This is a genomic window from Alkanindiges illinoisensis DSM 15370 (assembly GCF_000619845.1).
Classification (GTDB): Bacteria; Pseudomonadota; Gammaproteobacteria; order Pseudomonadales; family Moraxellaceae; genus Alkanindiges; species Alkanindiges illinoisensis.
In genome coordinates, this window is the sequence record NZ_JHUX01000004.1 from 71136 (window position 1) to 94033 (window position 22898).

At 46.9% G+C, this 22898-nt stretch carries 21 protein-coding genes and 1 tRNA gene; 8 read left to right on the forward strand and 14 right to left on the reverse strand.

The annotated features are described in order from the left end of the window. Window position 1: 1 nt before the first annotated feature. On the reverse strand, window positions 2–829 hold the full coding sequence (locus Q337_RS0109150) for a DUF4198 domain-containing protein (protein ID WP_026471345.1): 828 nt from the start codon (window positions 827–829) through the stop codon (window positions 2–4). Window positions 830–1077: 248 nt separating this feature from the next. Between Q337_RS0109150 and Q337_RS0109155 the strand changes: the two genes are divergently transcribed. The 3 genes from Q337_RS0109155 to rsfS all read left to right on the forward strand — a co-directional run bounded on the left by Q337_RS0109155 (window position 1078) and on the right by rsfS (window position 5136). Continuing rightward, entirely contained in the window at window positions 1078–2280 is a 1203-nt protein-coding gene (locus Q337_RS0109155) for an acetate/propionate family kinase (protein WP_026471346.1), read from the forward strand. A gap of 57 nt (window positions 2281–2337) precedes the next feature. Further along, window positions 2338–4491, forward strand: coding sequence for a phosphate acetyltransferase (gene pta, locus Q337_RS0109160; RefSeq protein WP_026471347.1), 2154 nt, complete (start codon window positions 2338–2340; stop codon window positions 4489–4491). A 210-nt stretch (window positions 4492–4701) separates the two neighbouring features. Continuing rightward, on the forward strand, window positions 4702–5136 hold the full coding sequence (rsfS, locus tag Q337_RS0109165) for a ribosome silencing factor (RefSeq protein WP_026471348.1): 435 nt from the start codon (window positions 4702–4704) through the stop codon (window positions 5134–5136). 129 nt (window positions 5137–5265) lie between these two features. Here the strand turns inward: rsfS and Q337_RS18375 are convergent, their stop codons facing one another. From Q337_RS18375 to Q337_RS0109190, 5 genes are all read right to left on the reverse strand, one after another. After that, window positions 5266–5955 carry a hypothetical protein gene (locus Q337_RS18375; protein WP_026471349.1) on the reverse strand — a complete coding sequence of 230 codons (690 nt, stop codon included), beginning with the start codon at window positions 5953–5955 and terminating at the stop codon, window positions 5266–5268. A gap of 26 nt (window positions 5956–5981) precedes the next feature. Then, window positions 5982–7280, reverse strand: a complete 1299-nt coding sequence (locus Q337_RS0109175; RefSeq protein WP_156935777.1) for an ammonium transporter — start codon at window positions 7278–7280, stop codon at window positions 5982–5984. A gap of 218 nt (window positions 7281–7498) precedes the next feature. Continuing rightward, on the reverse strand, window positions 7499–8953 hold the full coding sequence (locus Q337_RS0109180) for an NAD(P)(+) transhydrogenase (Re/Si-specific) subunit beta (protein ID WP_026471351.1): 1455 nt from the start codon (window positions 8951–8953) through the stop codon (window positions 7499–7501). 12 nt (window positions 8954–8965) lie between these two features. Further along, the gene (locus tag Q337_RS0109185; RefSeq protein ID WP_026471352.1) at window positions 8966–9292 is read right to left on the reverse strand and encodes a proton-translocating transhydrogenase family protein; all 327 of its coding nucleotides are present in this window, start codon (window positions 9290–9292) and stop codon (window positions 8966–8968) included. Window positions 9293–9303: 11 nt separating this feature from the next. Then, window positions 9304–10431 (reverse strand): Re/Si-specific NAD(P)(+) transhydrogenase subunit alpha, encoded by a 1128-nt coding sequence (locus tag Q337_RS0109190; RefSeq protein ID WP_026471353.1) that lies wholly within the window; start codon window positions 10429–10431, stop codon window positions 9304–9306. Window positions 10432–10690: 259 nt separating this feature from the next. Between Q337_RS0109190 and Q337_RS17295 the strand changes: the two genes are divergently transcribed. The 3 genes from Q337_RS17295 (at window position 10691) to Q337_RS0109205 (ending at window position 12966) form a co-directional block, all read left to right on the forward strand. After that, complete coding sequence (locus tag Q337_RS17295) at window positions 10691–11683, forward strand: DMT family transporter (RefSeq protein ID WP_084494787.1); 993 nt, start codon at window positions 10691–10693, stop codon at window positions 11681–11683. 84 nt (window positions 11684–11767) lie between these two features. Next, window positions 11768–12790 carry a tRNA dihydrouridine(20/20a) synthase DusA gene (dusA, locus tag Q337_RS17300; protein ID WP_051526750.1) on the forward strand — a complete coding sequence of 341 codons (1023 nt, stop codon included), beginning with the start codon at window positions 11768–11770 and terminating at the stop codon, window positions 12788–12790. 99 nt (window positions 12791–12889) lie between these two features. Beyond that, window positions 12890–12966 (forward strand) — tRNA-Pro (locus Q337_RS0109205). Window positions 12967–13119: 153 nt separating this feature from the next. Here the strand turns inward: Q337_RS0109205 and Q337_RS18380 are convergent. From Q337_RS18380 to Q337_RS0109245, 8 genes are all read right to left on the reverse strand, one after another. Then, on the reverse strand, window positions 13120–13503 hold the full coding sequence (locus tag Q337_RS18380) for a terminase small subunit (RefSeq protein WP_051526751.1): 384 nt from the start codon (window positions 13501–13503) through the stop codon (window positions 13120–13122). Window positions 13504–14282: 779 nt separating this feature from the next. Next, window positions 14283–14714 carry a replication initiation protein gene (locus Q337_RS17310; RefSeq protein WP_051526752.1) on the reverse strand — a complete coding sequence of 144 codons (432 nt, stop codon included), beginning with the start codon at window positions 14712–14714 and terminating at the stop codon, window positions 14283–14285. 68 nt (window positions 14715–14782) lie between these two features. Continuing rightward, entirely contained in the window at window positions 14783–15223 is a 441-nt protein-coding gene (locus Q337_RS0109220) for a helix-turn-helix domain-containing protein (RefSeq protein ID WP_026471354.1), read from the reverse strand. Continuing rightward, the gene (locus Q337_RS0109225; RefSeq protein ID WP_026471355.1) at window positions 15216–15476 is read right to left on the reverse strand and encodes a hypothetical protein; all 261 of its coding nucleotides are present in this window, start codon (window positions 15474–15476) and stop codon (window positions 15216–15218) included. The genes Q337_RS0109220 and Q337_RS0109225 overlap by 8 nt, the downstream gene beginning before the upstream one ends. Continuing rightward, on the reverse strand, window positions 15473–15607 hold the full coding sequence (locus Q337_RS19305) for a hypothetical protein (RefSeq protein ID WP_265596968.1): 135 nt from the start codon (window positions 15605–15607) through the stop codon (window positions 15473–15475). Before Q337_RS19305 ends, Q337_RS0109225 begins: the two co-directional genes overlap by 4 nt. After that, the gene (locus Q337_RS0109235; protein ID WP_026471356.1) at window positions 15600–15827 is read right to left on the reverse strand and encodes a helix-turn-helix transcriptional regulator; all 228 of its coding nucleotides are present in this window, start codon (window positions 15825–15827) and stop codon (window positions 15600–15602) included. The genes Q337_RS19305 and Q337_RS0109235 overlap by 8 nt, the downstream gene beginning before the upstream one ends. A gap of 126 nt (window positions 15828–15953) precedes the next feature. Next, window positions 15954–17297 (reverse strand): hypothetical protein, encoded by a 1344-nt coding sequence (locus Q337_RS0109240; protein ID WP_026471357.1) that lies wholly within the window; start codon window positions 17295–17297, stop codon window positions 15954–15956. Window positions 17298–17445: 148 nt separating this feature from the next. Continuing rightward, window positions 17446–18774 carry a tyrosine-type recombinase/integrase gene (locus tag Q337_RS0109245; protein ID WP_026471358.1) on the reverse strand — a complete coding sequence of 443 codons (1329 nt, stop codon included), beginning with the start codon at window positions 18772–18774 and terminating at the stop codon, window positions 17446–17448. 753 nt (window positions 18775–19527) lie between these two features. On the opposite strand from Q337_RS0109245, the gene Q337_RS0109255 reads away from it, so the two are divergent. Then, window positions 19528–21093 (forward strand): tyrosinase family protein, encoded by a 1566-nt coding sequence (locus Q337_RS0109255; protein WP_026471359.1) that lies wholly within the window; start codon window positions 19528–19530, stop codon window positions 21091–21093. Window positions 21094–21214: 121 nt separating this feature from the next. Further along, the gene (locus Q337_RS17315) at window positions 21215–22891 is read left to right on the forward strand and encodes an FAD-dependent oxidoreductase (RefSeq protein WP_051526753.1); all 1677 of its coding nucleotides are present in this window, start codon (window positions 21215–21217) and stop codon (window positions 22889–22891) included. Window positions 22892–22898 lie beyond the last annotated feature (7 nt).

The window sequence follows — 22898 nt, forward strand, 5'->3', positions numbered from 1 at the left end:
ATTATCTTACGGTCACGGTCAGCGCATAATGATACACATCAGCCGCAGGCTGCTCACCAGCCTTGGTTTGCGGGTAACTGGTTTTAATTAAATACTGGCCCGGCTGTGCAAATTGAATCCGTACCTGCCCGTCTTTATCAGACATCACATCCGGTTTAGCTTCAGTGTCTTCATCATGATGCATGGTACCCGCCTTTTCAACATGCAAACCCGTATTTGCCGCAGGCTTGCCATTAAACAGCACCTGAAAATTTAAACCTTCGGATTGTTTAAGCTGGTTGGGATGCTGGCTGAATTTCAGCGCCAGACCTTTGTTATCAAGGGTCAGTGCTTGTTGGGTTGCTTCACCTTTTGTGACATAGCTCACCACTTGACCATGAGCCTTGCTGGTGAGCTTCTGATCAGTGGATTTGACTTCGCTGGTAATTAAATAGGGACGCTCACTGGCTGCAGGCGCCTTATCAGCAGGCATGTCATATACTGCCTTCCACAGTCCATTCTGCCGGGCATAGTTGGTGCTGTGTTCAGCCTGTGCAAAAACCTTGTAAGTGCCTGGCTGTTCCATGGGCAACTCAAGCACAGTCGCACTTTGCAGGCCAGATAGGGGGGTCAATTCCTGCTGTTTTCCCTGTGGATTGACACTGTAATACTGCGCCTTTAATGGAAATTCCGGAACAAACAAATCCTCGGTATACCCTGCATGCAGCAGCACCTGCTTGCCTTCCGGTAAATCACTTAATGGCAAAATATAGGCTTCATGCGCGTTGGCCACACCAGCCAACAGTAGTGCTGCACTCAGCAAACCTGTATACATTCCGGTTTTAATCATTGCGATTCCCCACTTAAAAAATTCTGAAAAACCTATCTTACAATAGTGTTTATAAAAATTATTCCTATATAAAAACAATTCTCAGTTTCATTTAAGATTCATTAAAGCTTACTGTTTAATACTTAAATGCTTAACCATTATTTGCTACTTTTGTCGTTTAGCACACTGTGCAACTTTGCTGTAGGGTTTGTTATGGCCTTGATGGGCTTTATATTTTGCTTTGGTCTGGAATTTATTCTGAGAATGATATGTCTGCTTGCATCCTGGTAATCAATTGCGGTTCTTCATCCATTAAATATGCCCTGATTGGCACTGGCGCTGAGCAGCGGATTGCCGGGCTGGCCGAAAATCTGGGTACGGCACAGGCCCGGATTAAAGGAACACAGGCGGATGGCAGTACGTTTAACTATCAGTTTAACGACAATAATGATGCACAGGCAAAACCAGCCAGCCATGCCGATGCGCTGCAATACATTCTTAACCAGTTGTCAAATCATCAGCCTGCTGCAATTGGACACCGGGTTGTCCATGGAGGTGAAAAATTTACGCAGGCCGTGCAGATTGATCCACAGGTGATGGCCAGCATCCGGCAAACTTCGGCGCTGGCCCCATTGCACAATCCGGCCAACCTGCTGGGTATTGAAGCCACGCTGGCGTTATTTCCCAGCTTGCCGCAAGTGGCCGTGTTTGATACGGCTTTTCATCAAAGCATGCCGCCGCAAGCCTATCGCTATGCCATTCCAGAAAATTTATATACAGACTACGGGGTGCGCCGTTATGGCTTTCATGGCACCAGTCATGCTTATGTGAGTGAGCGCGCCAGTATACTTGCCGGTATGCCAGATCAGGGCGGCTGGCTAACGGCTCACTTAGGCAACGGCTGTTCCACTTGCGCCATCTGGAATGGCCAAAGCATGGACACCAGCATGGGCCTGACTCCACTGGAAGGTGTGGTGATGGGCACCCGTAGTGGCGATGTTGATCCCGGCTTGCACCGTTTTCTGGCTGATAATCTGGGTTGGTCACTGCTTAAAATTGATGAGGTGCTAAACCGTAACAGTGGCTTGCTGGGCCTGTCCGGGCTGTCGAATGACATGCGCACGCTAGTGGATGCTGCCAAACAGGGCAATGAAAAAGCACAGCTTGCGGTGGATGTGTTTTGCTATCGGCTGGCCAAGTCACTGGCAGCCATGAGTTGTGCCTTGCCTGTCCTGCATGGCCTGATTTTTACCGGTGGCATTGGTGAAAATGCAGCAGATATCCGCGCTAAAACTATTGGTTTGCTACCACATTTTGGCTGCACGCTGGACGATGAAAAAAACCAGCGCATGTACGCGGGTGCAGAAGGTCGCATCGACGCCGGACAAGGCCCGCAAATCTGGGTAATTCCCACCGATGAAGAAGGCCGGATTGCTGCGGAGACCCGTCAGGTTTTAGGGCTGGTTGAATAAAGTCAAGCCATCGGATGAGTTTTATAGATTAGGTTAAAAGCATTAAAGGAAAGCAAAATGAAAACATTTTTACTGGTTCCTACCGGCATTGGCGTTGGTTTGACGTCAGCGTGTCTGGGGCTTATTCATGCACTGGATTGTCTGGGCATTAAATCGGGCTTTTTAAAACCATTTGTACAAACCGAACTGAATGGCAGTGGTGCGGATCGTTCCTCGGCACTGGTAGGCCGCACCTTTGGCCTTAATCCTCCGCTTGCCATTGGCCAGCATCAGGTAGAACGCATGCTGGGTGATAACCAGCTGGATGAACTGCTGGAAAAAGTGATTAGCCTGTACCATGATGCGGCACAGGGCAAGGATATGGTAGTAGTGGAAGGTGTGGTGCCTACCGGAGAAGCCAGTTATGCTGCCCAGTTAAATATTGGTCTGGCGCAGGCCCTTGATGCCAAAGTAATTCTGGTTACCACAGCAGACATGCAAAACCCGGAAGCATTGGCCGACCGCATTGATATGCATTTGCGGCCTTTTGGCGGCACTGTGTCACCACGTACCCTGGGCACCATTTTAATGCGGGTACAGGGCTTGCCCGCTGATAGCGCACAAATTCCACTGGCCACCGATAGCTCACTGCGCCTGACTCAGCCTTTACAACAGCTGATTGAACAGGTACAGCCATTCTCGCCACTGGTGGGCACCGAGCAGTTTCCGATTATTGGCTTGGTGCCGTTTAGTAATACCTTGAGTGTGCCACGCACGCTGGATGTGGCCGATGTCCTGAATGCCGAGTGGCTCAATATGGGCGACGCTGAACAGCGCCGGGTACAGCGCACCAGTTTGACGGCGCGTACCGTAAGCAATGCCTTGCCGGGCTTTAAGCCGGGTACATTAATTGTCACGCCTGGTGATCGTGATGACATTCTGGTGGCTGCGGCACTGTCCAGCATGAATGGTGTTCCGCTGGCTGGCGTACTGCTAACAGGTGGCTATATCCCTCATCCCGCCATTGTTGAGTTATGCCGCCCGGCCTTAAAAACTGGTCTGCCCGTACTGTCGGTTAGCATGGATTCTTTTGAAACCGTGAGCCGCTTAAGCCAGATGAGTAATGAAATCCCCAGTGATGACATTGAACGCGCCGAACAGGTCACCCGCTTTGTGTCCAGTCATATTGACCTGGACTGGCTCAAGGCACACAGTGCCCTCACTTATGCAACCCGGCTGTCGCCTTCCGCCTTCCGGCATGAGCTGGTGCAACGCGCGCTAAGCCATAAAAAACGGATTGTACTGCCTGAAGGCGCCGAACCCAGAACCGTACAGGCCGCAGCCATTTGCCAGTCACGCGGTATTGCTCACTGCATCTTGCTGGCCAAGCCTGAAGAAGTCGAAGCAGTCGCCAAGGCGCGTGCCATTACCCTGCCGCCTGATCTGGAAATCATTGATCCCAACCTGATTCACCACCAGTACATTAGTGCCATGGTTGAACGCCGTAAAGGCAAACTCACCGAGCCAATGGCCGAAGCCCAGTTGCAGGACACCGTCGTGTTGGGCACCATGATGCTGGCATTGGGCGAAGTGGATGGCCTAGTGTCAGGCGCTGTACATACCACGGCCAATACCGTGCGCCCGGCTTTCCAGCTGATTAAAACAGCACCCGATTACTCACTGGTTTCTTCGGTGTTTTTTATGCTGCTGCCGGATCAGGTGGTGGTGTATGGCGACTGTGCCATTAATCCAGACCCGAATGCTCAAGAGCTGGCTGAAATTGCCATTCAAAGTGCTGAATCTGCACTGGCATTTGGCATAGAACCACGCGTTGCCATGATTAGCTATTCCACCGGTGAATCCGGTTCAGGCACCGATGTTGACAAAGTTCGTGAAGCCACCCGCATTGCCCGCGAGCGCCGTCCAGACCTGCTGATTGATGGCCCGCTCCAGTATGATGCTGCGGCCATTGAAAGTGTAGGCCAGCAAAAAGCGCCCAATTCACCCGTTGCCGGACGTGCCACCGTGTTTATTTTCCCCGATTTAAATACTGGTAATACCACTTACAAGGCCGTACAGCGTAGTGCCAATGTGGTGAGCGTTGGCCCTATGCTGCAAGGCTTAAACAAGCCGGTCAATGACCTGTCTCGTGGGGCGCTGGTTGATGACATTGTTTACACCATTGCACTCACTGCGATTCAGGCCATTCAGCGCAATGTTCAGCCTGATTAATTAAGAGTTACAGCCAGCACTTATAGCGGCCAAAAGTAGGTTTGTCTAAAATTCTTACATTTTTTAACCGTCTTTATTAGCCATTTTTTAACCGTGAAATGGCTAATTTTTCATTAATTGATTAAAAATAAAACAATTACACCAAAATTGAAATTTTTTTAGATTTGCGCTATAGTAATAGTGCCTAATTGTATGGATTTAATTCCCTGTATGAATATTGAACCTTCTCGAGGTCAATCATCAACATCCGATAAAACCTTTACTACTACTGGTGTTATCGCAAACTCTGCACTTTCCGCCGCAAATCAAACCGATAAAAATGCACAAGAATGCCTTGAAATCGTACGTTTTGCCTTGAATGATGTCAAAGCCCAAAATATTGTTGAGCTTGACGTTACTGGTCTGACCAATATTTCTGATATGGTTGTGATTGCCAGTGGAACCTCAACCCGTCATGTGAAAGCGCTGGCTGACAATGTGGCTGAAGAAGCCAAAAAACAGGGATACCGCCCTGTTGGTGTTGAAGGTGAGCGTGATGCCGAATGGATTCTGATTGATTTAGGATTTGTTGTGGTACATGTGATGTTGCCAACAGCCCGCAAGTTTTATGATCTGGAAAGCCTGTGGCGTCCGGTTGAGAAATAACTGCTGGTATAGACATTTAGCTTCGCTAAAAAAGCTGACTGGTCTGGTGTGAGCCAGTAAAAAAGCAGGGATATGACCTGCTTTTTTGTTGTGTACCTATAACCATTTGCGGTAATAAGTCTAGTCTCTCTACAGCAACTGACGAATAGGCCATTCTGGATGATTTTCTTCCAGAAACTTGACCGCCATAGATAATTGCCGATCTGCCTTCACTGGCCCCACATACTCACATAGGGCGCTATAAATCAGGTTAATCACCTGCTGCATATCCTCAATGGTCAGCAAGCTGCTGGGTGGTGCTTCCATATCCGTCCCTGTCCACAGCCGTAAGGCATGAATGCTGTCACTCGCCATTTTCAGCTTGGGAATGGTATCCATCAGGTATAGTCGCAGGCTACGATCAATCTGGGCAGGTGCAGTTTTAAACAGGCGCTGGCTTAGCGCAGTAAAGCATTGCATTAAGGCCTGAGCGTGTTCATCCCCTTTAAACCGGGTGGGCATGTCCAGTGATTCAGCATGGCGCAATATCGGTTTTCCCGGCTTGGTTTTCTTGCTGGCAAGCTGGTTGTCCCGCTCCCGTGCTGACAGGGCCAGCAGGACGCTTTGCAACATTTGGGAACGCTGGGACTTTAAAGTGGCAGTGGTGCAAATTTCATTTAAAAACCGTTGCAGGACGAATGCCGGTTCATGGCTATAGTGCAGTTCCCAGAATTCCAGTATGTCCTGCAGGTAATCATCCGGCAAAAAAGGTTTTAATCCCTCTTCCACGGCTTGCCGCTTTTGCGCCACACTCAGGTGCGTCTTTGCATCAGAATTCATGGTTTTCACTCCTCCCTGTATGAGCACTAGCGACGGGTATTCAACTGATCAGGATCAAATACCGCAGCATCCTGAAATTCGGGATAGGCCAGTTCGGCATGTTCGGTATAATCCAGACCACGCTGTTCATGCTGTGGTGATACACGCAGGCCGCCCAGTAATTTGCTCAGAACAAAGTACACTACCAGCGCTGCACCAAACCCCCATATAAATCCTGAAAAAACACCAATGCACTGCACCAAAACCCGGTTCAGATTAAATAACTGTCCTTCAAAAAATAAACCCGCTGCAATGGTGCCCCATGCTCCGCAAAAACCATGCACACTCACGGCATCGACTACATCATCCAACCCTAGTCGCTCCAGCAACAAAGGCCCGTAAGTCACCACAATACCTGCGATAAGGCCGGTCAAAATGGCAAATATTGGTGACATGCTGGCACATCCAGCAGTAATCGCCACCAATCCTCCCAGACTGGCATTGATCGCACCAGTGAGCAAAATGGCTTTACCGCGTATTAAACTCAGCAACAGATAAGTTACAGTACCTGCACAGGCCGCCAGATGGGTATTTAGTGCAATCTTGCCAATGTTGCCCCCTGCTGCCACTGTTGAACCCGCATTAAAGGCAAACCACGCCAGCCACAGCATAAAACCACCTAGCGCAACTAGGCTCAGATTATGGCCCGGAATATGGCGGGCACGACCCTGACTATCAAATCGGCCCATTCGTGGCCCTAGCACGATAATGCCAGCCAGTGCCACCCAGCCGCCAATCGAATGCACCACAGTAGAGCCGGCAAAGTCAATAAATCCCATTGCCTTGAGCCAGCCGTCACCACCATGGGCACTGCCCCAGGCCCAGCTGCCAAATACCGGATAAATCAGACCACTCACCAGACAGGCACCAGCCAGATAAGCCACAAAGTGAATACGTTCTGCCATGGCACCGCTGGCAATGGTGGTGGCTGTTGCAGCAAACATCATTTGAAAGAACATGAACGTCCAATCCCAGTCGGCCATTTTTTCCGGGAAAAAATGACTTGCCCCAAACCAGCCAGTGCTGTTGGTGCCGAACATCAGGCCATAACCCACTGCCCAGAACACCAAGCCACCAAAACAGGCATCCAGATAGTTTTTCATAATGACATTCACGGCATTCTTGCTGCGGACCATGCCGCCTTCGACCAGTGCAAAGCCAGCCTGCATCATAAACACCAGCATGGCTGCCACCACCACCCAGACGCTGTCCACTGCCAGCTTGATTTCACCCAGATTATCGGGCGCGGCATAGGCAATGCCTGTACTCCCCAAGCCAGCCACCATGAAAAATATTGATACCCAACGCTGATTACACATGTTCATCCCCTTTGATGATTACAGGGGACAACGCAAACAGCATGCCAAGATATTAAGCAAAACTTAATTTTTACGCTGGCTTAAGCAATTTTCTTAAAATTAGCGATCAAAAACTCGCTATAAAAAAAGCTGCCCGATTGGACAGCTTTTTTTGAATCAATGACTTTTAAGATAATTAGCCAGTCTTAGTGACCGCCACCATTAATCGCTTTGGTCATGTCTTCCACAACTTTCTTGGCATCACCAAAGATCATCATGGTCTTGTCATTGTAGAACAGGTCATTGTCAAGACCAGCATAACCAGTTGCCATGGAACGCTTGATCACCATAATGGTGCGTGCCTTGTGGGCTTCCAGAATAGGCATGCCATAAATTGGTGAGCTTGGATCATCTTTCGCCGCAGGGTTAACCACGTCGTTTGCACCAATCACCAGCACCACATCAGTGGCCGGGAAATCGGAGTTGATTTCATCCATTTCCAGAATGTCTTCATAGGCAACGTCGGCTTCAGCCAGCAATACGTTCATGTGGCCCGGCATACGGCCAGCAACCGGATGGATTGCAAAGCGTACAGTCACGCCCTGCTCTTTGAGCAGATTAGCCAGTTCTTTAACCGCGTTTTGAGCACGGCCTTGCGCCATACCATAACCCGGTACAATGACCACGCTGTCTGCGTTTGACATCAGGAAGCCAGCATCGTCGGCAGAACCAGAACGGTAGTTACGCTGTTTAACTTCTCCAGCCTCTGCGCCACCTGCTGCACCAGCAGTTGCGATACCACCAAACAATACGTTGATGATAGAGCGGTTCATTGCCTTACACATGATGTAGGATAGAATGGCACCGGATGAACCCACCAGAGAACCTGCCACAATCAGCATGTTGTTTTCCAGGGTAAAACCAATACCTGCCGCCGCCCAGCCAGAAAATGAGTTCAGCAGGGATACCACCACGGGCATGTCACCGCCACCCACTGGTGCAATCCACACCCAGCCAAAGGCCAGTGCCAGCACTGTCATGGCCCAGAAGGCTTGCATGTTGCCAGTGCTAAAGAACACAAAGCCGCTAGCTAGCATGGCAATAAAGATAATGGCCTGAACCGGTTTAACCCAGCCACCTTTAATGGTTTTGGCCCACTTTTTAGCCGCCAGCTTGCCATAGGCAAATACAGACGCTGTAAAGGTGATCGCACCCACAAAACAGCCCACGAACAGTTCAAACAAATGAACCTTGCTCATGTGTGCATGCTCTACACCGGCAGTGGTTAATGCTGCTTCATTATTTGCAAACAGATCAATCAGCTGGTTGTTGTGCAAGATTGCAGCAATGGCAATCAGGACTGCTGCCAGACCAACCAGTGAGTGCATCAGCGCTACCGTTTCTGGCATCTGGGTCATCGGTACAGTACGCGCGCGGGCAATACCCACCACGGCACCCAGCACCATCGCACCCAGAATCATGGGTACAACCGGATGGTCAGCAACAAAGAATGTGGTGATTACAGCAATTGCCATGGCAACCATGCCATAACGGTTACCTGCAATTGCAGTCTTGGGACCAGACAGGCCACGCAATGTCAGAATAAAAAGGACCGCACCGATTAAATAAAACCAGTTGGCATATTCACGTATAAATTCCATCAATCCTGCCCCTTACTCTTTGGCCGCTTTTTTGGCTTTAGGCTTGAACATTTCCAGCATACGTGCTGTTACTGCAAAACCACCAAAAATGTTAATGCTGGCCAGGAATACTGCAACAGCGCCCAGCACACTAACCACGTTAACGCTCTGGAACGCCACGTTTCCATCTATGCCAATTGCCGGTAAGCCAACAGTTTGCAGCATGGCACCAACAATAATAATGGAGGACAGCGCATTGGTTACCGCCATTAAGGGTGTATGCAATGCTGGTGTAACACCCCACACCACGTAATAGCCCACAAAAATGGCCAGTACAAAAATCGTTATCGTTTCAACCATGATTGTGCTCCTTAACCACGTTTGAGCAGCACTTGGCCGCCATGGGTTACCAACAGGGCTTTTTGAATTTCATCGTCCTGGCTCAAAACCAGATTTTTTTCTTTATCAAATAAAGTTTCAACGAAATTCAACACGTTACGCGCATACAATGCAGACGCTTCAGTGGCCAGCGTGGCAGGAATGTTTGGGATACCCAGAATCTTGACACCATTGGCGGTTACAACGGTTTCACCAACCTGTGAGCCTTCCACGTTACCGCCCGTTTCAACTGCCATGTCCAGAATCACTGAACCGGGTTTCATCTTGGCAACGGTGGTCGCATTGATCAGGCGTGGGGCATTGCGGCCAGGAATCAGTGCTGTGGTAATCACGATATCCGCATTGGAAACGGCTTTGTCCACAATGGCAGCCTGATCCTTGATGTACTGCTCACCGGGCTGCCAGCCATAACCGCTTTTAGCAGCTTCGGCAGCACGGGCTTTTTCTTCATCGGACATTGGCACATCAAGCCATTTGCCGCCCAGCGACTCAACCTGCTCTTTGGCGGTTGGACGCAGGTCAGTCGCTTCTACAATAGCGCCCAGACGCTTGGCGGTTGCAATGGCCTGCAAGCCAGCAACACCAACACCCATAATCACAACACGGGCAGGTTTTACTGTACCGGCAGCGGTCATCAGCATCGGGAACATACGCTGATATTCGTTAGCCGCCAGCAGTACCGATTTGTAGCCTGCAAGGTTGGCTTGCGAAGACAGCACGTCCATATTCTGGGCGCGCGACAGGGTACGTGGCAGTAATTCAAGTGCAAAAGCAGAAACTTGCTGGGCCGCAAACGCATCCAGCTCTGGATTACGGTACGGATCGAAAGTCGCAACAATAATACTATTGGCTTCGAGCTGCTTAATTTCATCGCCAGAAGGCGCACGTACCTTAAGGATAATTTTACTGCCGGTATAGGCATTATCCGTCAGGGTTGCACCCACTTGTTCATAAGCACTGTCAATATAAGCGGCTCTAACGCCAGCACCGCGTTCAATCACAACGGTGTGCCCGCTTGCGGTCAATTTTTTAACCGTTTCAGGTGTTGCAGCAACGCGTGTTTCGCCTGCAACCGTTTCGGCTGGAATTCCGATCTGCATGAGAGGTCCTCAAGCTGGTTTTTTGTCTGCAAAAGCTCCTTTGTAAGAAGCTTCCCCCAGTAAATTTCCCGTAAAAGGTTTGCGATTGTACTCTAAATAATTAAAATTTGTACCTACTATTTCTTAGCTGAATACCAATAAATTCTATTTTTCTTCAATTTTGACATTTTTACATGTCCAGTTGATAGATTTGGCTAATCTTGACAACTGCCTATTTCAAAAACACACTATTGCCCTGTCCTGCCGCGCTGCATTTAACATGTCCCGCCTTAACTCCTCTGCTTCCGGTTCAACTGCCCTGTTTGGTTCTATTTGCGTGCTTTTATCAGCGGTATTATTTGCCATTAAAGCCATTTTAATTAAATACACTTATCAGTTATCACCTGATGCCGATGCAGTGACCGTGCTTGCCTTGCGCATGATGAGCGCGCTGCCATTTTTTCTGGCGATTGCCGTATTATCCAAAGCACCCATAAAATCAACCACATGGCGTGACTGGAGCTTGTTGCTGTTTGCTGGTTTTATTGGCTACTACCTGGCGAGTATTCTGGATTTTATGGGGCTGATGTATGTGAGCGCCTCACTGGAACGGATTATTTTATTTTTATACCCAACGCTGACGGTGCTGGCCAGTGCTGCAATTTACCGTCAAAAAATTAACGGGCACACGTGGCTGGCTATTTTGCTGAGTTATGGCGGCACGCTGGTGGTGGTTTTTGGTGAAGGCTGGCAGGCGCTGCATGCCAACAATATTTTGCTGGGCAGTTCACTGGTATTTGCCGGAGCCATTGCCTACGCCAGCTATCTGGTGATGACACCCACCTTAATCAAGCGCTTTGGCAGTTGGCGCTTTACCGGACTTGCCATGAGTGTGGCCTGTATTGCAGCAATTGGTCATTATTTACTGGTAACACCACAGCCTGCGCAGCACCTGTTGCAACTGCCTAACGGCGTGATCTGGTATGGCATGGCATTGGGTTTTTTTTCAACCGTGTTACCTGCTACATTATTAATGCAAGGTATTGCCCGGATTGGTTCAGCTCAAGCAGCACTGATTAGTGCAGGCGGGCCAATTTTAACCCTGTTGCTGGCTGTGGCATTTCTGGGTGAACATTTAAACCTGATCCAGTGGATTGGCTGTGCATTAAATATCACTGGCGTTTTAATGATTACACTAATGCCTAAAAAAACAGGGATGCCTAAAAAACCCGTACCTGCGCCCACTGCGCCTTCCATGGAAAACCTGACCTAGCACAGAAGCGGCATGCGACCAGTTACAGCTTTTTAGGACAGAATCCTGTAAAATAAGGCGCTCTTCAATTGTCCTTTTGCGCCAATGACCGCCTCTACTGCACCAATTTCCACAAGTCTTGTTCAGCCGCATCAGCGTATTTCTGTCGCGCCGATGATGGATTGGACCACAAAAGATTACCGCTATTTTGCACGGCTGTTTAATCCGCATGTCTGGCTCTATAGTGAAATGGTGACTACCGGCGCTATTTTATATGGCGACAAGGCACGTCATCTGGATTTTAATGCCGCCGAACAACCCCTAGTTTTACAACTGGGCGGTTCTAACCCTCAGGACCTAGCCACTTGTAGTAAAATTGCCGAAGACTGGGGCTATGCAGAAGTGAACCTCAATGTGGGCTGCCCCAGTGACAGGGTGCAGAACAATAAAATTGGGGCCTGCCTGATGGCTGAGCCAGAACTGGTTGCGGACTGTATTGCCGCGATGCAACAGGCCGTTGAGATTCCTGTGACCGTAAAGCACCGGATCGGGATTGATGACAGGCAATCCTATGAAGAAATGCTGCATTTTGTCGATACCGTGGCACAAACCGGCTGCACCCACTTTATTGTGCACGCACGCATTGCCCTGCTTAATGGTTTATCGCCAAAGGAAAATCGGGAAATTCCGCCATTGCGCTATGATGACGTGTATCGGCTCAAGCAGGAACGTCCAAATTTAACCATTGAAATCAACGGCGGCATTCAAACGCTGGAAGCCACAACCGCACATTTGGCGCCGGTTGATGGCGTGATGATCGGCCGGGCGGCTTATCATGATCCTTATCTGCTGGCGCAGTGCATGCAACTATGGCAACAAACACCACCTGACCGTTTTGCCATCATGCAGCAATTTTTGCCTTATATGGAACAGCGGCTTCAACAGGGTGCTTCATTAAGCATGCTGACCCGTCACATTCTGGGCTTATTTCAGAATATTCCCGGTGCACGTAAATGGCGGCAGAGCTTAAGTGGCAATAATGCCAAAACAATTGCTGATATCGAACGCGCATTAACTTATATGCAGGAACGTATTGATACAGCGACCCACTGTTTTGTGGCAGATTAAATCTTGTATTTCAAACTTTTGCCATTTGTTCAAATTTAATGCAGCAATACGACTATAGGCTGGACAAAATCATAAAAATCGCTACACTAGCTGACTGTTCGGGGCGTAGCGCAGCCTGGTAGCGCACTTGCATGGGGTGCAAGGGGTCGAAGGTTCAAATCCTTCCGTTCCGACCAATATAATCAATAAGTTAGATCAAAAATAAGAAAAACAGAAAAAGCAAAACGGTTAAATTTTAATCATTCACCTACACATTCACCTACACTTTTGATAAGGCTTAACTGCTATTAATAAAATTTCTTTAATTAATTGCTATATTCAAATTTTACTTAAACCAGCTCAACTTTAAACAGCCTGTCAAACTCAGCATTGTTTTGTTCTTTGCGTCTGGCTTGTGGGGTCTCTAGTCCTAACAGTTTGGCTTTACTCATCGTTGCGCTAATTGCTGCGTTACACTGGCCATTCGCCAATGCCTGTACTCTCGTGGTTTCTAATTCTGTCAGTATGTCATGTAGCGTTATTTGTATTTCCTGGCTGGCCTGTTGCTGCCTTGCCTCAATGCTGCTTTTGATCTGGGGCTGCCTTAATAGTCGGCTGGCCTGCTGCTGGGCTGTTCTTGCGCTATAGCCTGCACTGATGGCGGCTTGCGTACCATTGCTGGATATAAGGTACTCGTCAATAAAGCGTTGCTGTATCGCGCTTATGCGGCTCATGGCTGGCCTGCCCCTAGCAATTGAAAGCTGATCTGATTATAGCCTGTTTTGCTTTGTTGTTATTTTCAGCTATTCACGCCATGCGGCAAGGTTTTTCGGATATCAAAACGTGTTTAAACAGGTAAAGCCCTGTTCAGGTTTTAACGGTCTGGCTCTAGGTTCGCACCCAAGTTCGCACCAAAACCGCTATTTTTTGAGTTCACAAAAAAGGCAATGTTCAGGTTCAAAACCCGATAAAACGGCTTTTTAAAAGACTACCCCATGAAAGGCGGGTTTTTGAGTTTTGGGAGTCCATAAAAAGGACGGGATAGCGGGAATCACACGGCTATTTTCGGACGCCTTTACGCGCGCGTACTGCTCCGAAAATTCACGCCCTTAGTAAATTGCAGGGTGTACGTGCGGGGCAGTTGAATTTTTAGACATCGTAGAACCTGATAAAACCTATTGTTTAACCCTCTACCCTCAGCTTTAAGACAAGCTAGATCAAACGGCTGTTAACTTTTGCAAAAGGGATTTTTTTTATACATGGGTTGGCCAGTGGTCTAGGATAAACAAGCCGCTATACATTGAATATGCCCCCCCTCAATAACCCCTATACCTATGGTAGATTCTAAGAAGGTGTACAGATATTGGACGCAATGACTGTTTAAAAATAGCGTATTGAGTTCAATCATTGAACGCAATACTGCCTGTTTTGGTCACTATATAAACAATGCGTCCAGTTATTGAACGCATCGGATAAAAAAAATGGACGCATGATCTATTTTTACAGTGTGCTATCAGGCGACTGCTGGCCGCCAGTGCAACCATTTTGCAGATGGGGCTTGAGTTGCTTTTACTTTACCGTCACACCCATCCACTGCCCATAAGGTAATAGCGTAAAGATTAGGCCTATTCTTGTCGGTTTCGCAAAAATTGACAGTCCGTGTTTGTTCAATCAAGCCGCGTGCCAATAGCTCATCAATGGCTTTTTTGAGCGTAGACTTTGAATTAATGCCCCATGCCTGAGCCTGGGTAAAGGTTGCACTCAAATCACCATTATTCACTGTAGTACCGCCCTTAAAGCGAACCTGTGACAAGATCAGCATAAATACCTTGTTTGCCATTGGCGACAGGGTGCGGAAACTCTCACTGTTCACAAGGCACGCAGGCAAAGGGTAAAAAATACCATTAACCCGCCGTTTGCTGTGCTTACTGCTTAGCTTGCTCATTATGCCCCCATAGGGTGTAGCAGGTAGCAGCATAAAACTACGCTGCTACCTTCCTACTGCCCATGATTTTACTCATTCATTAGGGCATCATTTGCCGCGCCAGTATTAAAACCACGCCAAAAGTATCGCGCTACTCTAGGGTGTGGCCTGCCATTAAGGTCAAAGGCTTCACCATACACAGTAGTAAAGCAGTGTCCTTTGTCCTTTAGGCCTTTAATGCGTGCGGCTAGATGACAGACATTAAGCAGGGCATCAGCTTCAAAACGGTTCAAGCCTGAGCCTGAGCTTTGCAGCATTTCAAGAACACGCTGTTCTTGGGCTTCACGCGATAACGATGAATTAGGCTTGACTGCCTGAGTTATCGTGCTACATTGACGTCGTTCAAGGCCTGCTTGCACTGGTAAATCTTGAGCGGCCTGTGTGTGGCTGTCACCACGCAAAGGCCACTGATTCGGCTGCTTATATGCAGCCGTTTCTTTGTGCCCAAAATTATCTACTCGCTCATTCATGGCCTGCCCCCTGTGTGTTGGCATCATTCCTAGTGATGCCGTCTAGAATCTTTTGCAGTGTGCCTAGATGGATGACAAAGGCATTACTCCCATTTGCCAGTAGTCGGGTAATTTGTTTAGCCTCATTAATTGCAGCGCATGGGGTCATATCGACAAATACAACAGGCTCATCATTCATAACCGCATCAGCATAGCTTTCATGTTCCAGCACTGGCCGATACTCAACCACTAAAAACTCGTGAAACTGGCTCATGGGCTAACCCCCTGTAATGCAGGCATGACAGTTGAATAGCGCGCTTGCTGTGCGCTACAAGTCGTTAAAAAGGCAAAGCACAACATGCCTAGACAAATGGACTGTAAAACCTGAATTAAAAAATTATTCATGGTCTGCCCCCGCATCTGTCGTAGCAAGGGACTGCAAAAATGAATCAATATCACTTTGCAGCCATGCAGTGACGTTGGCCGATAATTTATAAGGCTTGGGATATTTGCCTGACTTTACACCGCGCCACCAGCTTGAACGGCTGACAGGATAACGGCTTAGAATTTCAGGTAGGCGCACAAAACGGACGTTTGCGCCTGTAGGGAGTGTATTGTGTTGCATGGTGAGCTATGCCCTTGTGTTATACGGTATGAACCGCGTTAAGGGCATCATGCAGGATTGATTTTAATTATTGTTCCAAGTTAAAAAGTTTCATTCCAATTTGGAATTAGCTTTTCTTATTTGGAATTAGCCTTTCTTTTTTCTTTTTCGCTCAGGATATAGATGTGAAACAATGGTTTCATCTTTTTCAGGCATTGGTAAACCAGCAGCATAAGAACGTAATGCACCAGCAGCCTTAAAAGGCTCATCCAGATCAAGCTCAGCCATCATCCGTAGAGCTTTCAAAGTGTAGCTGCGTTCTTTACTAAAGCGCTCCTTTGTATTTGTCACCTCAGATTCACTAGATGTTTTACTTGCCAACTGGCTCTCCAGCTCTGCTATACGCTGCTTTAATGCGTGATTTTCAGCCTGCAATTGTTCTGATTGGCGCTGGTTGTGTGCATCATCTGGCTTGCTTATGGTAGGGCTACCTATTGTGTCTGATTTTTCTTTTAAAAGGACTTTGGGGTTTAATAAATTCAGAACATCTTCTACTGGAAAAACCATATCTATAGCTTTGAAAGGAAGACCATGTGTATGGCTGGTTATATATCTAAAATAATTTTCTTCGGGAAATATTTTCTTATTTTCTTCATACCCAATATTATAAGTCTGGTCATAGTTATCAAATAAAGCAAAAGATTTTGACAGAAAATTGTTCTCGTCAAAGTCCTCACGAGATATTGAGAGTTCAAAAATAGTATGGACGAAAGCATGTGTAATATTTATTGATGAAGCTTCATTAAGCTCATCACCAAAAAGGAATGGTTGGAAAATCTCCCTCAAATAAGGAGTTATATATCCACTGAAACACAAATCCCCTTTTCCATTACCAAAACGATTTTGCCAAGCTAAAGCACCTTTATATAAAAAACATGGAAGTAAATTGCCCTTTAAAATTAAGGAAATAAGGTCTGTAGCATTTAGCTTTAATTCAGTTTCTTTATTTAATAATAGTAAGGTCTCTGAAAGGTTCAAATACTTTTTAACATCCACATGCGTGTTTATGCCTGTGGATGTGTCCTTATAAGGTAAATTACTATTATTTTTTAACTCATCCTTGCCTTCTGGTAAATCTAAAGCTTTGATAATTGGGTGATTAAAAAAATTTTCCTTTGTCCAAAACAGTTTATTAATTTGAATGATGGGATAAATAGGTATCAAATTAGCTTTTAAATACCTAATTCTGTCTCTAATATTCCCTCCTATGCTCGCAAGCTCAAGGTAGTTGAAGGCTTTAACACCCATATCAACAGTAATTTCGTCAGCAGGAACAACCTCATTTAATCGATTTTTGTAATATAAAGGAATTTTATGAAATTTTTGGGTAGTTAAATAAACTCCTAGATATGATTCATTATCGGACATGGCATCTAATAAAATCTCTACAGCGTCCCAAACAAATATATATTTATTATCAATTATTTTCATAAAGCACCCTAATGCTAACTCCTAAACCTTATAAAACTTGATACTTAAAAACAGATTGTTAGGTAAATAAGCGTTTAGGGAATACTTACTTGTCGGCTGGCCTGCCTATACCTAACAAGATAAATATAGCATGTGATCTAGTTGTTGATTAACCTAATTTATTAAATGGAATAATCTCGCCTTGCATGGCATTAGGGTCTGACAAATAGGCCAGCCGTGCGCCTAGCAGTTCAAACGCGCGTTTTTGCTCTATGGCTGCGTCCCACTGGTTATAGGTCAGGTTTAACATGTCATCATCAGTATGGTTTAAGCACTTGCGCCTGATCTCGTTACTCACGCGCTGGCTGGCCATTACATTTGAAGCAGTACGGCGTAGATCATGCGCTGTCCAGTGGCCGCCTTCCATTACCAATGACGTGTTATCACTGGCACGGCCATTAATAGGGTTAGTGTTTTGGCGGTCTGTAAACTGCTTGTTGAGACTTTTAACATCCACATGGCTTGAGCGGTCACGGTTTGGAAATAACCACACGGCATCATCCACAAACTGAAAAAGCTGGTTAAAACAGTTCACCGTAAAATCTGACAAGTAAATTAAATGTTCCTTGCCGTTTTTGGCATTTTCTTTTGGGATTTTCCACATTCGCGCCTGTAGGTCGATATGCTTACGCTGGGCTTTTAGTAGCTCACCTACTCGCGCTGCTGTAGCCAGTAAGATCAAAGCAGCAAGTTTAGCTTTTGGTGTCAGTGAACAATTGGGTAAAGCCGTTTGTAAAAAATGGATTAATTCATGGTCTTTAAAATGCCGTGTCTTAATATTGGCCTTGCCACTAAAGGCAATCTTCTTTAAGTGGCTGGTTGGGTCATTTTCAAGTAAGCCTATCCCAATGCCATAGCCGTACATTTGCCGGATATAGCCAAGTAAACGGCCAGCCATGACTGGTGAACCACGTTCAACCACATTTTGGGTTACTTGTGCTATTTGCTGGCGTGTCACTTCATCAGCGTAGAGCTTGCCAAGAATCGGCAACATATCGTTTTTAAATAAATCATCGACAAACTTTCCGCCATCTTTGTGCTTGCTAATTACCGCTTTAAACCAACGGTCATAAAGCTGTTGCATGGTCAGGCGGTTATTCAATAGCTGTTGCTCACGTTCACTTTGCTGGCGTGCAAGTTCGGCTTGCTGTAACTGTTCTAATCTCAGGCGCTCACGTTCGGCTAATGGGTCAAGTGTTGTTTCAGCGTTTCGCCTTTCCATGTTTAAACGGCTGGCTTCAGCACGTGCCGCAACCAGTGACATATCAGGATAGTAGCCAAGCGGTAGCCATCGGGTTTTATTGTCGATCTTATAACGAAAGTAGAATCGTTTTACGCCTGTTGGTGTCACTTCAAGCACCAAGCCCTCACCATCGGACAAGGTGGTTTTCTTTTCTACCTGAATTTTCTTTATTTTTAATTCAGTCAATTTGCCCATTTTTTAATGCCTTTGCGTCGCCTGTTGCAGATATTGCAAGGGGTTGATAGGCCAGAACTCACCTACACATTCACCTACACTTTTGCATAGGTTTTAATGACATTCTATAGGACGGCATGAAATAAGCAATTAAGTTAAAAACATTAAAAACAATCACTTAGTAATTTAATGAAACTGCATGATACTGTATAAAGTCATCATTATCATTTATGGGGTGCAAGGGGTCGAAGGTTCAAATCCTTCCGTTCCGACCAATAAAATCAATGATTTAAGCCATAATAACAAACTGCTATTGCAAATTTTGCAAAATAGTTGCAAAATCAAATTTGTGTTTATCCCCTCAACTTATTAATCTTTTTTCTTTAAATGTTAAATAAGCATTCATCGTATTACATTGCATCAGTAATTCACCTAGATCTAAAAACCATAGCAGCTTCTCCGTTGGTATGATCAATCGCGCTGATCTCTTTGCTTTAATTTATTCAATTGAATTATTTATATTTATTCTTTCCTATAGTTAAAAACAATAAACCAGTCACATTAGTGATTAATCTGCATAAACTTCTTGTATAGCTCTGCTTATTAGCGATGGTTTTATTGATAAATCTGCCATTTTTTTCTCATTTTCTTATTTCTCTATAAACAGTTCACAGTCGTTTTGTCTTTTACCAGATGAACTGATCCTGAACTGATACTGGCAAGCAGCCGGATCAGGTATATCTTTAAAACAAGTTTAAAAAGGAATTCAGGCACATGAATACTCAACAATTCAAATATCTGCTACTGGCATTTTCCTTGGGCACTGCAAACGCAACCTTTGCCGCGCAATATGTACGTTATAATGTAAATAGCGTACAGGGCCAGGCCAATTTAAAAGCCATGGAAATGGCATTCTGGAAAATGAGGCAAATGGGCTGTGCCGATCCGCGCAGCTGGTATTATCAGGGTGCCATTCATCAGGTGCCGCAAAACCTTAAAACCAATCCCGATTGTCCCGACTTTGTGATCAAAAATAATCAGCCACCCGTATTAAAAACAGCATGGAGCAATTGCCCCCATGCGTCAGCCCATAGTCCGCAACGGGAAGCCAGTGACCTAAATTTTTTACTGTGGCACCGCTTATATACCGCACGGCTGGAAGCAGTGGTACGCCAGCTCTCAGGCAAAACCGACTTTACTATTCCTTACTTTGATTACCAGACTATTCAAACCTTGCGCCTGCCACCGCTATTACGCAACAGTCTGGTTCCTGCGCAAAATGTGCTATCCGGCAATATGGTGATTCCGGCCCACCAAAGTGCACTTTACACCTCTGCCCGGCGCCCAAGCATGAATGCCGGCCAGACCATTGATTCAGGTGAAGCGGCAACCCTGAATCAGGCTATTGCTGCACTGGACAATAACAGCCTGTTTATTACATTTAGCAATGCTATCAACCAGTCACCGCATGGCGAAATGCATGACTATCTGGGTGGCGATGGACAGGGAGTTGATAACCCGATTTTGCAAACCAGTGGCAAGGATTCGTCCGGACTCATGGCCAATGTCAGCAGTGCTGGTTTTGATCCGGTGTTCTGGTTGCATCATGCCGCCATTGACCGGTTATGGACCAAGTGGGATGCCAAAAATAAAAATAATCCCTATGCCCGTCCTAGCCTGCAAACACTCCAGCAACAACAATGGCCATTTGTGTTCTTTGATGCTAGCGGACAAGCGGTGCGTTATCGCACTGCGCAGGAAGTTTACCGAGCCGTGTATATGCCGGATTACCGCTACGACGACATGCCGCCACAAGTGCTGGAACAGGCAGAAAACCCATCGAACAAATCACAAGCCAACAATCGTCCTTTGCTCAAAAAAGTGGTGCTGGAAAAATCTTTAGCCAGTCCTTTAACTAGCCAACACCAGATTATTAGTATTACTACAGCAGCACAAAATTCACCCTTGCAGTTCCTGCATAAGCTTAAGCAGCGGCTCATGTCCAGTTCAGTCAAGGCATGGACGCTGGAGCTTGAGCTACAGATAAAAGGCAATCCGGTAAATAACTATCAGGTGTTTTTGATTCAAAACAACCAGCGCCATTTTATCGGGGTGATCAACTTTTTTGGACTTGAGCACCAAGCCCATGCGCACGCAATGCCAAGTTCCCCTGAGGAAATGACTGCCCATAGCATGATGGAAGAAAAAAACTTTGAAGTCAGCCCATTCTTTCAACATGACCAGCCATTTAGTCTGGAAATCAGTCCGGTTGATGGCAACAGTGATCAGGATGCCATCACGATCAGCAAGCTTCAGGTATCCGCTTATCAGACCCGTTAAGCAATGCACAAAACCGGTTAAACCCCGTTTAGCCCATTAAACCGTTTATAAAACTTGAGGATGAGAAGCTGCAAAACGCGGGATTGATTAGCTTTTCATCGCTTTAAAAAAGGAACACATCATGGCAATTTTTAAACATGTGGCAGTTATTGGCGGTGGTATTTCTGGCTTGTCCAGCCTGTATTACCTGATTCAGCGCGTACACAGTGCCGGGCAATGCCTGATCCTGACCCTGTATGAATCCAAGAACGCACTGGGCGGCAATGCAGAAACCGTTACGGTAGATCTGGGCATGCGGGTTAATCCTGAAGACCCGTCGCAGCATCGCTACCAGCGCTGGGCAGACCTTGGCGTCAATGACATGAACCTCAGTGCCTACCCGGAAACCGAAAAGCTAATGAAGGCAGTGGGCTATCTGGAGCACTTAAAACCGCTGCAAAATAGTGAGTGCTACTGGGCTGCTGATGGCAGCGTCGAACTCACCGATGACAATGATTTAACCTTTGGGGTGAGTGACCCGGACTTTAACCTGAACTACGTGGATAGCGGCAAGTTTGCCCAACTCATCAAGGTGATTCATCAGGCCGGACTGGATAAGGTTAAGGATGAACACCTGCCTACCAGCTATACGGTTGCCCAGTTTTTTGAGGATTGCATGAACCAGCCGCAAGCCATGCTGACTCTGGCAGCAGCTGAAGTTGGCATTACCATTAACTGGAATGATCCCGAGCTAAAAACCCGGATTAGAAATATTCGTGACCGGATTTATTATCCCCGCATCTCGGCCATGTATTTTACCGATGACCGTGGCCCGGGTCTGATGCCACTGGCTGCACCATTCAATTATTACAGGATTCAGGAAGGTGGCGCGCAAAAGCCCAACCGCCGTTATTTTGATGGGGGCGCACAAAAATGGCTGGAAATGCTGTCCAGCTATATTCAAAAAAACATGGCTTCTGCACAGGTTCGGGTGATTATCCGCCGCAATACGCCTGTGTCGATGGTGCATTTGTCGGCCAATAAAGTAATTGTTGAAACCTCGCAGGGCGCGGTTGAACACGATATGTGCATTATGGCCACCCATGCTGATGATGCACTCAAGGTCCTGAATTTTGCCCCTGACCTTAACAGCGAAGGGCAACAGCTTACCGCCCTGATGCGACAAGTACGCTACACCAAAAGTTTTGCCGTGTGCCATACCGATGCAGGCTGCATGCCGCAAAATAAAAATATCTGGCGCACCTATAATGTGCCGATGCGCAAGCCCAGTGATTCGCAGGCTTATAACATTCACTACGTAGTGAACCTGCACCAGAATGACCACAATGTGCCCGCCTATGACCATGCCGGTCTGCCGCAATATTTTGTCTCACTGGTGGAAGATTTAAGCCGTATTCCCGCAGAATCTATGCTGAACCGGGTGAATTATGTGCATCAGTTATCGGCACAAATCCGTCAGGTGCTGCCCAAGGCCACTGTGCAGCGCATGCAGGATGCTGCCCTGCAATCCGGCTACACCAGTCAGATGCAGCATATTCCCGAAGATTTGAATGGCAAAGCATGGACCATGTTTAAGCATAATGTGCTGGATGCCAACTGCATGCAGGCCCAGCGTGACTTGCAGGCCTATCAGACAAAACAGGCAGCGTCAATTGCCGCTGGTAGTTTGCCGCGCTGTCGCCTGTTTTTTAGTGGCGGCTGGACCAATGGTGCTGGCTTGCATGAACAATGTCTGCTACAGGCCCAGCAAGTGAGCCAATGGCTTATGCCTTCCAGTGTGCAGCGCAAAGCGGGCTAAAGGCAGA

Coding starts and splice junctions, on each gene's coding strand:
- Q337_RS0109150 (WP_026471345.1), bottom strand. CDS start 829: ATGATTAAAACCGGAATGTATACAGGTTTGCTGAGTGCAGCACTACTG.
- Q337_RS0109155 (WP_026471346.1), top strand. CDS start 1,078: ATGTCTGCTTGCATCCTGGTAATCAATTGCGGTTCTTCATCCATTAAA.
- pta (WP_026471347.1), top strand. CDS start 2,338: ATGAAAACATTTTTACTGGTTCCTACCGGCATTGGCGTTGGTTTGACG.
- rsfS (WP_026471348.1), top strand. CDS start 4,702: ATGAATATTGAACCTTCTCGAGGTCAATCATCAACATCCGATAAAACC.
- Q337_RS18375 (WP_026471349.1), bottom strand. CDS start 5,955: ATGAATTCTGATGCAAAGACGCACCTGAGTGTGGCGCAAAAGCGGCAA.
- Q337_RS0109175 (WP_156935777.1), bottom strand. CDS start 7,280: ATGGTGGCTGGCTTGGGGAGTACAGGCATTGCCTATGCCGCGCCCGAT.
- Q337_RS0109180 (WP_026471351.1), bottom strand. CDS start 8,953: ATGGAATTTATACGTGAATATGCCAACTGGTTTTATTTAATCGGTGCG.
- Q337_RS0109185 (WP_026471352.1), bottom strand. CDS start 9,292: ATGGTTGAAACGATAACGATTTTTGTACTGGCCATTTTTGTGGGCTAT.
- Q337_RS0109190 (WP_026471353.1), bottom strand. CDS start 10,431: ATGCAGATCGGAATTCCAGCCGAAACGGTTGCAGGCGAAACACGCGTT.
- Q337_RS17295 (WP_084494787.1), top strand. CDS start 10,691: ATGTCCCGCCTTAACTCCTCTGCTTCCGGTTCAACTGCCCTGTTTGGT.
- dusA (WP_051526750.1), top strand. CDS start 11,768: ATGACCGCCTCTACTGCACCAATTTCCACAAGTCTTGTTCAGCCGCAT.
- Q337_RS18380 (WP_051526751.1), bottom strand. CDS start 13,503: ATGAGCCGCATAAGCGCGATACAGCAACGCTTTATTGACGAGTACCTT.
- Q337_RS17310 (WP_051526752.1), bottom strand. CDS start 14,714: ATGAGCAAGCTAAGCAGTAAGCACAGCAAACGGCGGGTTAATGGTATT.
- Q337_RS0109220 (WP_026471354.1), bottom strand. CDS start 15,223: ATGAATGAGCGAGTAGATAATTTTGGGCACAAAGAAACGGCTGCATAT.
- Q337_RS0109225 (WP_026471355.1), bottom strand. CDS start 15,476: ATGAGCCAGTTTCACGAGTTTTTAGTGGTTGAGTATCGGCCAGTGCTG.
- Q337_RS19305 (WP_265596968.1), bottom strand. CDS start 15,607: ATGAATAATTTTTTAATTCAGGTTTTACAGTCCATTTGTCTAGGCATG.
- Q337_RS0109235 (WP_026471356.1), bottom strand. CDS start 15,827: ATGCAACACAATACACTCCCTACAGGCGCAAACGTCCGTTTTGTGCGC.
- Q337_RS0109240 (WP_026471357.1), bottom strand. CDS start 17,297: ATGAAAATAATTGATAATAAATATATATTTGTTTGGGACGCTGTAGAG.
- Q337_RS0109245 (WP_026471358.1), bottom strand. CDS start 18,774: ATGGGCAAATTGACTGAATTAAAAATAAAGAAAATTCAGGTAGAAAAG.
- Q337_RS0109255 (WP_026471359.1), top strand. CDS start 19,528: ATGAATACTCAACAATTCAAATATCTGCTACTGGCATTTTCCTTGGGC.
- Q337_RS17315 (WP_051526753.1), top strand. CDS start 21,215: ATGGCAATTTTTAAACATGTGGCAGTTATTGGCGGTGGTATTTCTGGC.